The organism is Methylomonas paludis (assembly GCF_018734325.1).
GTDB classification, from domain to species: domain Bacteria; phylum Pseudomonadota; class Gammaproteobacteria; order Methylococcales; family Methylomonadaceae; genus Methylomonas; species Methylomonas paludis.
Genome location: NZ_CP073754.1, coordinates 2,204,698 through 2,217,119, shown reverse-complemented (window position 1 = coordinate 2,217,119; position 12,422 = coordinate 2,204,698). Strand labels below are relative to the sequence as shown.

General features: G+C 42.2%; 9 protein-coding genes and 1 pseudogene. 1 reads left to right on the top strand and 9 read right to left on the bottom strand.

The features are described 5' to 3' along the window. Positions 1-177: 177 nt before the first annotated feature. A pseudogene (locus tag KEF85_RS10000) lies at positions 178-1,533 on the bottom strand (IS1380 family transposase). A 94-nt stretch (positions 1,534-1,627) separates the two neighbouring features. Between KEF85_RS10000 and KEF85_RS09995 the strand changes: the two are divergent. Continuing rightward, a complete protein-coding gene (locus KEF85_RS09995) occupies positions 1,628-3,235 on the top strand; it encodes a tetratricopeptide repeat protein (RefSeq protein WP_215580086.1) in 1,608 nt (535 codons plus the stop codon). 208 nt (positions 3,236-3,443) lie between these two features. On the opposite strand, the gene KEF85_RS09990 is transcribed toward KEF85_RS09995, so the two are convergent. The 8 genes from KEF85_RS09990 to KEF85_RS09955 all read right to left on the bottom strand — a co-directional run bounded on the left by KEF85_RS09990 (position 3,444) and on the right by KEF85_RS09955 (position 11,414). Further along, the gene (locus KEF85_RS09990; RefSeq protein WP_215580084.1) at positions 3,444-5,543 is read right to left on the bottom strand and encodes a hypothetical protein; all 2,100 of its coding nucleotides are present in this window, start codon (positions 5,541-5,543) and stop codon (positions 3,444-3,446) included. A gap of 181 nt (positions 5,544-5,724) precedes the next feature. Then, positions 5,725-6,513 carry a hypothetical protein gene (locus KEF85_RS09985; protein ID WP_215580082.1) on the bottom strand — a complete coding sequence of 263 codons (789 nt, stop codon included), beginning with the start codon at positions 6,511-6,513 and terminating at the stop codon, positions 5,725-5,727. A gap of 2 nt (positions 6,514-6,515) precedes the next feature. Next, positions 6,516-7,730, bottom strand: coding sequence for a hypothetical protein (locus KEF85_RS09980; protein ID WP_215580080.1), 1,215 nt, complete (start codon positions 7,728-7,730; stop codon positions 6,516-6,518). After that, complete coding sequence (locus tag KEF85_RS09975; protein ID WP_215580078.1) at positions 7,723-8,028, bottom strand: hypothetical protein; 306 nt, start codon at positions 8,026-8,028, stop codon at positions 7,723-7,725. Before KEF85_RS09975 ends, KEF85_RS09980 begins: the two co-directional genes overlap by 8 nt. A gap of 123 nt (positions 8,029-8,151) precedes the next feature. Continuing rightward, entirely contained in the window at positions 8,152-8,646 is a 495-nt protein-coding gene (locus KEF85_RS09970) for a hypothetical protein (RefSeq protein WP_215580076.1), read from the bottom strand. Then, a complete protein-coding gene (locus KEF85_RS09965) occupies positions 8,636-10,732 on the bottom strand; it encodes a DUF927 domain-containing protein (RefSeq protein ID WP_215580074.1) in 2,097 nt (698 codons plus the stop codon). The genes KEF85_RS09970 and KEF85_RS09965 overlap by 11 nt, the downstream gene beginning before the upstream one ends. Continuing rightward, positions 10,729-11,181, bottom strand: coding sequence for a hypothetical protein (locus KEF85_RS09960; RefSeq protein WP_215580072.1), 453 nt, complete (start codon positions 11,179-11,181; stop codon positions 10,729-10,731). Before KEF85_RS09960 ends, KEF85_RS09965 begins: the two co-directional genes overlap by 4 nt. A gap of 17 nt (positions 11,182-11,198) precedes the next feature. Then, the gene (locus KEF85_RS09955; protein WP_215580070.1) at positions 11,199-11,414 is read right to left on the bottom strand and encodes a helix-turn-helix transcriptional regulator; all 216 of its coding nucleotides are present in this window, start codon (positions 11,412-11,414) and stop codon (positions 11,199-11,201) included. Positions 11,415-12,422: the final 1,008 nt, after the last annotated feature.

The window sequence follows — 12,422 nt, the reverse complement described above, 5'->3', positions numbered from 1 at the left end:
TAACGTTCCCCCATCACAGCTTAACTGCCGCCCATCAACCCCCTGACGGTAAAAATCCCACGTTTCTCCGGCTTTGCCGCTCTCCACGAGTGAAAAACCAGACATCCAGACAAGCAATCCTCTTCTCAATCCTGAGAATCAGCTCAAACCTTGCGTTTCCGTTTCTGTTTCCCAGGATTATCCCGATGCAAAGCCAGGCTGTACCACCAATCGCTCCTGCAAAAAAGCGAATACTTTAGCGACTGGCGAATCGTGCCCCAAATCAAGCCACCATTGCCGGGCTTATGGATGACCTGAGCGGCTCGATACATGACTTCTTGCAGCACGGTTCGTAACCTTTGCAGGATGGCGTATCGGTGCCAAGTGACCCGTCAAGCCCAGTTGACCAATCAGCCGCAAGCAGTTATAGGCCAGCATGCCCATTCTCAACAGGCAGTCGTTGGTCTCAAACTTACCTGAGGGTAACCGCTCCAAATCCAGGTCGGTTTTGAATTCCGAATGGAATTGCTCATGTGTACCGTGATCGCGATAGCGTTCAATGACCATTTCCTCCGCTTCCTCCAGACTTGTCCACCAACCTTCCAGTTCTACCTCCGGCAACAACAGCATCTGTCCATGTTTATTCGTGGTGCGCTCAATGACCCGTATGACCAGTCTGAAATGACGAATCTGTTTTTTCCAGGCGCGTTCTACGATCAACGTCATTAACGCTTCCCGTTTACCGGGTCGTTTTTCAACAAAGGCTCCGGCTGCTTGTGCTTTTTCGACCCAAGCTGTTTTGTCCTGTTTTCTGGGATTCCATTTGACCAAGTAGTCAAAGCACCGATCCATAGCCGCCCAGCGCACTTTCTCATCGGCGATGGCAAACAACAGCTTGGCGCTATCAAACCCTGAATCTTTGCGAAGCAGTACCGGTAAAGTCGGTGCAACCAAACGCTCAACGCGAGGAAATAGCCGCTCTAAAAAATAATCAATCTCCAGCGATGAATGCCAGCGACCGGGGCGTAACTCCAAGCCGACACACCAGCCCTCATTGCCTATATACGCCGCAACCGGCGTATAACCATCCACACCTTGATAGGTTCGGCTGACCTCTTCCTTCTTGGTGCCACTCTGATCCATGACGAAGGTATCCAAATCCAGGCAGACGTAACCTTTATGGGGTGTGATCGGGGCTTGTATTCGCTCAATGAGTCGAATCGAACATTCGTCCAACGGTTCCAGTAGCTTACCGCTGATACGATCAAGCCGTTGCCGCAGCCAGACACTGCCAGGAACCTTGCGTACATCCAATGCTTTCTTGAAAAAACGATCCTCACGAAACGGTTCAACTGCTTCGAAATCGCTTTTGCCTATACATAACAGACCGACCATCGTTTTCAATAAATCAGAGGTCTTAATCCCTTGGGATACCGGAATTTGTCCATCCACCACCGCTTCGACATTGATGGCTTCCAGGCATTGGCCGATTAACGACAGCCCGGCATAGGAAGTCAGTTCCTTCTTGGATTCTTTTAGCTTAAAACGTGCCATAATCAAATTGGGTGAACACAGAAAGTCTATATTATACCTTATTTATCATTGGCTTATGCGTTATTATGCGAGCCTGAACACGGATTCAGGTTTAATGCAAATTACTTTTGATACTGATTCAGCATTCAAAGTGGGTGAAGAAGGCTTAGTATTAATTGATTCTTTATTAGCTAAATATCCAGATGTGGCAAGATATAAATTCATAAAATCTGTAACTCTCATGAAATTAAACTTTGGTGAAATACAAGCTAGTTTCTTGCCTATGCTTATAAATTACCGCGATTTTGAAACATCTCCATCTGTAGATTATGATAATGGCTTGACACTTTTAAAATCATTGGTAGCCGAGCATCCTAAATTAAAAAAATATAAATTTGAATTAGCTTTGTCTTTATATAAAAGGGGGGTGATTTCAACCTTAATGGAAGGATATGACCCAGAAAAAAGTTATTTTAAAGAGTCTAAAAACTATCTCAGTGAGTTATCCAATGAGTTTCCAGATAATCCAGATTATCATGCCTATGATTTATATTTTGGCTTTTATTCCCAGGTATATAACCAAAATGGCATAGAAAATATCGTAGATAATTTGGTTAGTGAATTTGAAAACCTCACTAAAAAATATCCAGAAATACCATTTTATGAAAATATATTATCTGCAATTTACTCTCAGTACTATAGGACTACCATGCTCTCGTCCGAGAAAAGTTTAGCTAATGAAAAAATGGTTAAAATATTAGATCGGCTGAAATCAAACAGCCAAAATATGCCTGGTTATGTTTATTCTAAAATTTTCTCAATATTAGGTTATCAAGATAGTTACGAAATAGTTTTTTCTACTCAAAATAATATACAATTTTACAAAAATATGCAATATTACAATAATTTTGATTTAATGATAGATAAGTATAACGAAGCTTTGTCTGAGCTTGAAATACTATCTAACGATAATCAAGATAATAAAATCCATCGACTGTATCTTTCAAGGCTTTATAATAAAATAGGATTTTATTACTTCTCAAAACAAGATAGTCATAAAGCCATAGAGTCTTATAAAACTGCTCTTGAAATTCTGGAGAATTTAAATGATAAATATCCTAATTCATACCAAATTGTCTTTGCCCTTTGTAGAAATTATCATGACTTAGCTAACGTAAGTATAGATCGTGGGTTTTCGGGATTGGCTAAAGCAACTCGCCTGTTGGAAAAATCAGTAGGACTTTTGGAGCATGATATTTTGGCAAAGTCTGAGCGTATCTCTACTAAAAGGATTTTGGCAGATCAATATGAATTACTTGCAAGGATCAATATCACCAATCATCAATTTATTGAGGCGATTCAATCAGCAAAGAAAGCTATTTCCTTTTTGCCAGACTCTCTATCAGCTAATGGATTATTAGTGATAGCATATTCATTAAATAATAAATATAATCTTGCGGAAGATATCTTAAATAAATACAATAAATATCCGAAGGATATCCATAATGTTTTTAACTCAGAACTATTAAATAGAATTGCAATATTTAAGAATTTTCATATATACAATACTGATATTGAAAAAATTGAAAAATTACTAAATGCACAGCACAATATACAAGATAAATTCTGGCACTATTGCAAAAAACCAAAAGGCTATTATCCATACATAAGTAATTGCCCTGGAGGCTGGGAACTAGTAGAGCCAGTAACAGAGAAAAAATAGGATTATTTCTAATTTCTCAAGAAATTAGTATTGATTTTTGTTTCATAGGTTAAGTTTCACCCTATAGGTTATAAAACCATATTTTATTCATAGATAATTGTTTACCAAGTCATCAACCTGTTGTTCATGGTATTTTAACATGTCTAATTTAAATACTAGGGTTAATCTTTGTGAAGTGAGTTTTTATAATCTTTTCTTCTCCAGTATCTTAGCCATCATCTGTTCTTGATTGCGAAATTCTTTTATTTTTGATAATGGGATCTTCACGACGTTTCCATGCAGAGAACACTGATAATAAAAAAATAAAAATCGCTGTTGCAGAAATTAAAATATGCTCACCAAATGCATCAGCTTGTCCATTGCTAACTTTCATTATTTTTTCGCTGAACTTTGCGACTGGTTCAGCTAAACCTAGGGCGACTACTAAGGCAAAACCTTGAACTCCTATCCAGCGATTAATTTGGTTCGTACCCAACTCAATCAAAGTCCGCATTGAATTTTCCAACGCTTGAGCTTCAGAATCAATCGCGGCAAGTCTTTGAACAAGTGCCCACCTATTTTCAAGTGCGTTTTTTATAGCGCAAGCATCAATATCCTCGGGAGGAATTACATGATTACCCCGAAGTTCAGCTAGTGTTGTTCTAACCATACTTGCTTCATATAAAGCTTCACTAATACCGCTACGATTCCCTTTTTTTCTTAAAATTATGCTTACGCGCTCAAGCAATGGCTTTAACTGTTCAATATTCAGCGCACGCAATTTATTATCTAAGATTGCGGCAGAATTGAAAGTATCACGTATCGCCTGGATGTTAAGTTTGTTTTGACTCCAATCATCAAGTACAAACAGTCCTTTTCCTGTAACTAGTGCAAATCCACCACTTAGCGATATGAATTGCCAAGTATCTGGATTTGGAAGATCATCAAGTGAATGATGCTCATTAGGATTATTTTGAATCATCCCGGCAAGTATTCGGTAAGTAATTGGCGCGTTTGAAAGTGCGTATGTTGTAACTCTGCTTGAATTCCCATGTGGCCAGTGTGCTATCAAAAATCGCTTCGAATATGTATTGTCTTGACCAGTATCTGAAATTGATTCATATCTTAAATTATTCAAAGGTACCAAAATGGAACTGCCTGGTATCGTGTGTACCATTGCATCCTGTAGCGGATAATACACACGCCAAATTGCTTCTCTTACATCATTCCAAGAAAGTTTTGAACCTGGACGGCCTTCACTTAGTTCTCTTGGTGCAGCAATCAATGTTTTGTCTAAATTAATGAACCATGGTTCATTAAATGTATTCCCAATAATTGTGTTTACAAGACGTGGATCATCCGTCGGTCTAATTTCCCCAGCGGCTTGCCAAGCTAAACTCTCTAGATGTTCAAGTTCAGTCCATAATTCATAAAGGTTAGTCCCTGTAAAAGGATCAACAGATATAGTAATATTATCACCGGGTTTTGCTGTTGGTCGATAGTGCGCTGCAAAGCCAAATCCTTCTCCCATTGGTGAATTCTCTCGATCATTACGATAGTAGGTCTTGGCTGCACCAGTTGCTTCGTCTTCTACGAAGATAAGTGCATCAAGCAGGCGCCTTCGAAGACCATGGCTAAGTGGTAATGAAACCTGCACGATAGTGGCATGAGTTAACCAATCTAGATAAGCAAGTCTCTCTTGTTTTAACGCTGCGTTAGCAGCTCTCCATTGCTCAAGATGAAACATACTCGGGAGATTTTCTGGATTATGATTCTCACTTATACATTCAGAAAGAAAACGTAAAGCATCTTTCCATGTGGTTCTATAAATTGTGTCATCAATTGGATGATTTTTAGGAAAACGGGCATGAATAAGTGATGAAGAGAGGGCGCACCATGATGTTTCAGGATTAAAAGCATTTCCTATTTTCTCCCAGTTATCAATAGCAGCTAGCCATTTTGCTGGAATCTCTGAAGAATCTACCCCGTTGAGTTTGGCCAATAAGATGAATAGAGTTAAAATAGAATCTGGACTCGCATCTTCAACAACAAGTACAATTTTTTCTAGTGTTTGAACAGGAGTGAGAGGTCTTTGGTGCCATACCACCCAGTTATCCAAAATGTCATCTGGCATATCTAAGACTAGCCTCGTTACAGATGAATATTTCATTTCGTTTACTTTGTTGTTAAGAAGTAACCCTTTGGCAGGTGAATTTCCACATCCTATGTAAACGTAATTATCATATTCAACTAAGTCTTTACGATAAGGAATAGCATTAATGTTGTCTATGTTTTGAATTTGTAAAAGGAATTCACTAAATGAAGGCATGGTTAAACTCTCAAGCTTGATATTTACTCTTAATATTAAATAAGAATTAAGGTTGGACAATACATACACTATGTTCACTGAAAACAAATTATTATTTTCAAGTACACATTTTCAAAACTTTCTTGTAAAAACACATATATTGAGTGTGTGACAACGTTACTTAATTCAGTATTTTTTTAAATCACTTCACCATCCATTTCCGGATGGTATCCGCACTTCGACCACTTGCAATGACCATTCGGGAAATCTTCCTAGCAATATCCGTATCTTTCATATTCGTATTCGCACGCTTTAACTTCTTATATTCCTTCTGCCAATCCCTATACATCTCTTGGGTTTCCTGCTTTCGCACCTCCTGTTTGGCAGTACTTGGCGTATAACGATCATCAGCAGTATTGGCAGTGTCGACCAACTTAGTGAGCATACCGACATCCAGTGTATAAAGCTCACTATCGAATCTAATAAAATCCGCAAGGGGTAAAGCGTTACCCCCAGCCACCAGCATACAAAAATCATCAACCTGCAAACATAACATTTGGCTGCGTTTATTCCCGGTAGCCACGCCAATATACCAATGGTTAGCCAAGTCTGAAGTTTGTTCAGTGCGCCTGAGACCCAAAGCATCAGCAATAAACCGGCATATCGCTTCGGCATTACAATACCATTGCATTAAATCTGTTGCCTTTATCTTTACCCGGTTGGTGTCACTACGCTTATCGCATAATACAAACAGTTCTGGAGTTCGGTAATCATCAGGTAACACATGTACCGGCATAATGCATTCTTGCTCACAACCAGGACACACAGCACTTTTTGCAGCTTTCGCCTTGCTGATGATACGTTGCTTTTTCATTGCCGAATAAGCAGCAATAGGCCAATCAGACAGTTCCGCTTCAGTTATGAATACCTTTTCGGTTTGGTAAGCTGCAAATCGGTCAAAAAGTTCAATCACTGCGTCCACTGGTCTCATGACTAATCGCTATCCCATGGGATAGCAATTTCGGATTCAGGTTTAGGCTCAATTCCAGAATCCGCTAACATTTTGCGTAATTGTAAATCTACTTCATCATATTTCAATGAACAAGAATTTGGATGACTAATCCGGATAGTTATGGACTTGGTTGGTTTTTCAGGATCGGACTGTAATATTGCTATAAGCTCAACCTGGGAAACATTAAATTGATGTAGCGGAATTGATTTACCTAATTTTTCCAACAAAGCATAAATTGCTTTAGAGTCATCATTGGTATCGGCTTCAACGGTAATCCGATCACCTTTCTTATGGCGAGAGGACAACCTTAGCTTTTTTACTGTCACTGATTGAATACGACTACTCATTCTATATACAAAATTAAAACTTTTAGATCGCAAAGGATTTAGGTTATAAACCCGAACATCTTTTGGGTCAGGAGGTAATTCCTTTAATTTAAGGATCGTCGTACAGAACATCCCCTGTAAAATTTCCAATGGTTTTTTGGAACCGCGAAAATTCAAGTCCAAAGAACCTTCTTTTTGTGAATAAACAAAAACCACTTCAAGAGCAGGATTATGCGGGCGATGATTGAAGTCACCATCCACCCATTCAATGCTTCGTTGAGAGTAATCTTCTGGATAAGCAAAGAAATAATCTAACTCTCCACGACGAAAAGGCTCAACTACACAGTTTTTGCCTCGACCTTCAATAGTGTGGTAGTAGTTTGCAATCTCCATTGCTAATTGTTTAAGGCTGTCTTCATCGACTGCTGCTGGTTTATTAGGTAGATGGTTACGTTTACGCCAGTAGGTAAGCACATCGGCATGGTGAAACCGAACCGCTCCTGGCCAGCACATAGTGAATGATAAAAAAGTAAACATCGCCCGTTCAAAATGGTTGGGCAAGGAGGATAATAATTCTACATAAGCGACTATTTCTTCTGGGTAATTGCGAAACTGCCAATGCATTTCATCAATGATCGCCTGAAATCCTTTAGCATTACACATCTCGAAAATTTCGAGCAACTCGGCATCAAGATGTTTACGTTGACTATCTGATAACTCTAACCATGCATCAAATAGGGCATCCGGTTTTGTCTCTTTCATTGCTGAAAAATCCAAATCAACAAACATACCTTTGCTTTTAAAATACAAATCCAGCCAAGCATTAGGCATTTGCCGAAAGAAACTCCTTGTCGAATAATTTTTAGCCATGAGTATCTTCAATTGCCTGGAGAAAATGGCTATCCAGATGAAAACCTGCCTCATCAGCCAAAGCGGTAATACCACCTTTACAGGTCATGCCATCAATGTTCTGGCATTCGGCTTCAATCGCCAAATGTTTCTCTTCAGATAAGGCATTAAACCCTTTAAAAACAAGCTCTACCTCAGTTTCTTTTAGCTTAGTAAAATCAACGTCCAGCAAAACCCCATGCTTATCCTGAAAATAACGCGCCAACAGCGCATTGGGAACCCTCCGGAAAAACTGGGTATGTGAATAAGGTCTGGCCATGGGTTCATTCCTTGAGGCAGAAAGACCTTAATTATAAACGCAGATTGCTTAAATCAGGATAAAAGGCAGCCTAAATGTGTTAGAGCCAGATCCGATTGCCGGTCTCAGAGAAATACAGCCAAATTAAATTATCGGTCCATCTCTATTTTGATCAAAATCCGCACACCGCCGCCATTTATCAAGCACAATCCGCCAGCCAAACAAATTACAGGTATCAACAGTTAAGTGCTTACACCCCATGCAACGCACCAAGCCAGCGGTATCGCCACGCCTAACCCGTAAAGTATCCTCAGCCAACTGCAAGGAATATATCAAAATTTCCGGATTACCGGCGCATTCGTCCAAAAAATCATTGATCATTTCCTGATCAGTTTCGCCGATGGCGTCGAGGTATGACAATAGTTTTGCCTTATCCGATGCTAACAGCTCGTTTTTGGATTTTGTTTGCGTTACTCGTTTTTCAGGTGTTACCGGTATTACCGCCTGTGCTGCTGCGGCTTGTAGCGGTAATACCGAATTTATGGCGGGTGTTACTGGTGTTACCGTATTTTCAGGGAAAGCGGTCACTGCAAGCGTTTCGGCTGATTGCAGATAATAATTGATCACTTCATCCAGCATGATCGTCATCCTGAAGCTGAATCACGTAAAACCAGTCTGGTACGCCCAGGATTTTCACCAGCGTGACGTACTTTTTTGGGCCACGTTTCAACACGCCTTCCTTGATCAATAGTTGCACGGCTGGCTGGAAATCCGTATTCCCAATCGCCTTTTTCAAACCGGCAGAGCTGAACAACCATTGTTTGTAGCCTTGGTCTGTCATACGCCAGTAACCGGAACGTTCACCATGTAAACGAGAATTGTCATCCGTTTTAGTAAAGCGTGAGTCGCCATACAGTTCAATATACTGGCGGACAGCTTCGATCAGTTTTTTGGGCTCCAGCTCACCGGGGCCACGATGTTTGCGCCACTCGCCAAAACATACCAGCGCGGCATCCATTGCCGCTCGTTCCGGCCAGCCGGTTACGCCATATTCGCTAGCCAGTTCACCGGCCAGGCCGATCAAGGCAAATCCCCGTGCCGCCCGGCCTTCTTGCGGTGATAATGGGCCATGCTGTTTTTCGAAGATAGCCAGAAAACGATCCAAATATTCAGAGAAATCGCGTTCATCCCTTGTGAGTTTTTCCAGAAAGGCCAGCCCGGCGCTACCGTGAACGTGCGCCGCATTGCGGGCCAGCAGCGCCGAAAACTCCCGACCGGACTTCATGCCATGCAGTTCACTGAAAGCACCATACAGACCAAACACCGGCAACTGCAGAAAACGCACCAGTTCCCCGGCTTTGGCGGATAGGCCGGCTTTCTGCAAATGCGCCTCTATCGACTCTTCGCCATTGGACAGGATCGACACCCGCCAGATGTGCAAAGCTTTAGTCTTTCCACTGATAGTAGAACGCTGTTTTCCCATGCCGTTAGCCAGCATATACAGGGATTTGCTCACATCTGCGGCATCGGCCTTGCTCATTTCGTCCAGGCATAACAAACCGTCATTGACGCTGAGTGCTGCAGATTCCAAGCCATTCAGGGTAGCCGTCCAGGAGCGGTTATAGCGTTTCGGTTCGCCCCAGATACTACCCGCCAGCAACATGCCGCTGGTTTTGCCTTGACTCGAACCACCAAATACATGCACAGCCACACAGTCCAACTGGCATTTACCCAGTAAAGCGCCACTAAACGCTTGCGAGACGTTCAACAACAGCAAGGGATTACCCAGACAAAACCGGGCGACCTGATGTTGCCATTCAAGCAGCGAACCGGACGCCCGATAACCATTCGAAACCAAATTTGGCGCTGAGTCCGCTTGAAACCAAACGTCTTCGGTGGCATCCCCTACCACCCGATGCGGTAATACAAATACCTGGTCAAACCAACCACAGACTGATGTTGTCCAGACCGTTTTTGCCGGAGATTGCCGGCTGATGTAGTCGGCCAGTTTACTACGTTGCAGATAATTGATGTCCAGGCCGTTATCGAACAATTCCTTCTGCAATTCATCGCCGCGACCGCCCAACAAACGGCTAGGCATATTCCAACGTTTAGGCTGGCCGAGTTTATCCTTGAATTCTAAAATCAAGCCAAATTCATGCCCTTGTTTGTTCCGGGCAATCGCGGTGACATGGAGGACGCCGCAAAGGCGCACATCATGGAGGATAGGCGGCGCTTTTGGGGCGGACTTGCCAAAACAGTGATAATACACGCCGGGAGGACAGCTTAAATTCGGGCCGCAGCCAGTTTCATAGACACGGTAACAAGGACGGCTGCCGGGATCTGGAAACTGGTTTTGATCTATCGAGTTTCCGCTAGCTATTCCGGTAACACCAAAATCATGCGATGTTACTATCGGGTTAGCGCTGGAAACCTTGAATTCACTGGCGGTAGCACCGGTAACACCAGTAACACCGGTATATTCATCCATGTTAAAAATACTTTGTGGCTCAGCACTGGCTGACGCAGGTTCCTTACTTAAAGCAAGTTTGTCTATCGGCGGTAACGAGGTATTTCCCCGCAATGGCTCTGGAAGCACTACCAACCCCATCCGCGAGCCATCAACCGGTTTAGGGTCAGACAGAGGTTTTTTGCCATATCTCACTGCAGTGTGGCTATCATCCGGAAAATCCAGCTCAATGGTCTCTGGCAGAAATTCATTCATAGCGCCCTCGCCATGCCGGTCTGCGGACAACGAATATAGGTGACGATCTGCTCTCGCACCTGAACCCAACGCTCACCCACCGGTTTTGACGCATCATACTCGACAGCCGGTTGCCGGACATCAACCCAGCAAGGCCGGACGGTGACTTGCTCAGCACCGGAGAGCAATAGGATTTTCACCAGTTCAATAATCTGATCACGACTCGGGCCTATATCCCAGTCTATCAGCACACACAGTTCAAGCACCTGCCAGATATACCAGGAAGCCGGCTTGGACGCCGGCATGACCAAAGCCCATAGGGTTTGATTTTTCTGCCAGTGTCTTGCCCGCTGCCAGCAATCGCGGCCAATGCAGACCACCACCAGCCAGGGCGGATGAACGGATTGCAGTCTGCAAGCCAAGGCTCTACCGAAGGGAGGCAATTTCGGGTAATAATGGGTTTGCAGCATATTTCAGCCATCCACCCTCAGGCTGTCCGCTCTATCAATGCCCGAATGTCTTCCACCCGCCAAGCACTGATACGCGGCCCCAATTTCACCGGGGCCGGATAGCGCCCGGTTTTAATGCCAGCCCACCAAGTGGATTTACTGACCGGAATTATGGCCGGAATCGGTGGTTGCACTTTGGAATTGCCGATGATTTGCACCAAGCGCAGATAACCAGCCTCGGGTAGACGGGACATAATTGTTCTCCTAACTTCAGGTAAGTTATATTTTTGAAGGCTTTCAATAAAGTTTTTGATCCGCAGTAACGAAATTTTGATAAGCGTCATGAGTCGTCCTATTAAGTAGTTTTGATATGTGCCTATTGTCCATAAATTGATTGCTATTACGATTGCAGCAAATGTCGTATTTGCCATTAGCTGCAATAGGGTTAAAAAAAATTAAATTAAAATGCCAATGCGCCGAATTCGTCGCTGATTCCAACTGAAATCAATTTTCAAAGCCTTTGGACTGTCCTGGATTATTGTCCTTGAAAATTTTTCATAGTCTTCTGCAATAAATCGCTAATTTGCGATTTTTCGCAAGCAACACGAAAAAAAATTCGTTACACAATGGCAATGTTGGCTAAAGGTCTGCGGCAATAGCATGAACGTGTTTTGGTAATGCCTATTTAGGCTTTGTAAGAGGTAAATCCCAAATACTGAGGGATTTCTATCGGCAAGAAGGGTGAAATAACTCAGTCTAAAAACCAAGCTAGGGAACCCGAAAATAAATTTTATTAGGGAAAACAGTTTGAAAACTAGCTGTCTAGCGCTATCAGCTATCCCAAATACTATAGGGATTTAAGGGTAAAAATCCTAAGTAGGTTTTTAGCAATATTGCCGGTAATGACCGGCAAAATACTCTGCGCTTGCCGTTTTGAAGACCTACAGTTTTAGGCTTAAAAACCCTAAGAAAATCGGTTAGCGCAAGCTGTTGATTTGAAATAACAAATATCAGTACAACACAAATTATGGCTTTAGCAAAAACCTATTATAGGGAAAACTGAAAATTTTACCAAAAACCCTATATTAGGGAAAACCACCAAAAATACAAAGATAGGTTGCGTCAATATTGCCAATGAAATCAGATACTAATAAGCAATTAGTTTGCTAGGTTTTTGCGTTAAATTTTTCCGGCAAAACTCAGAGACAGAACCGACTTTTGCACGTTTTTTCACTAGGGATTTACATGCTAAATCCCAAAAG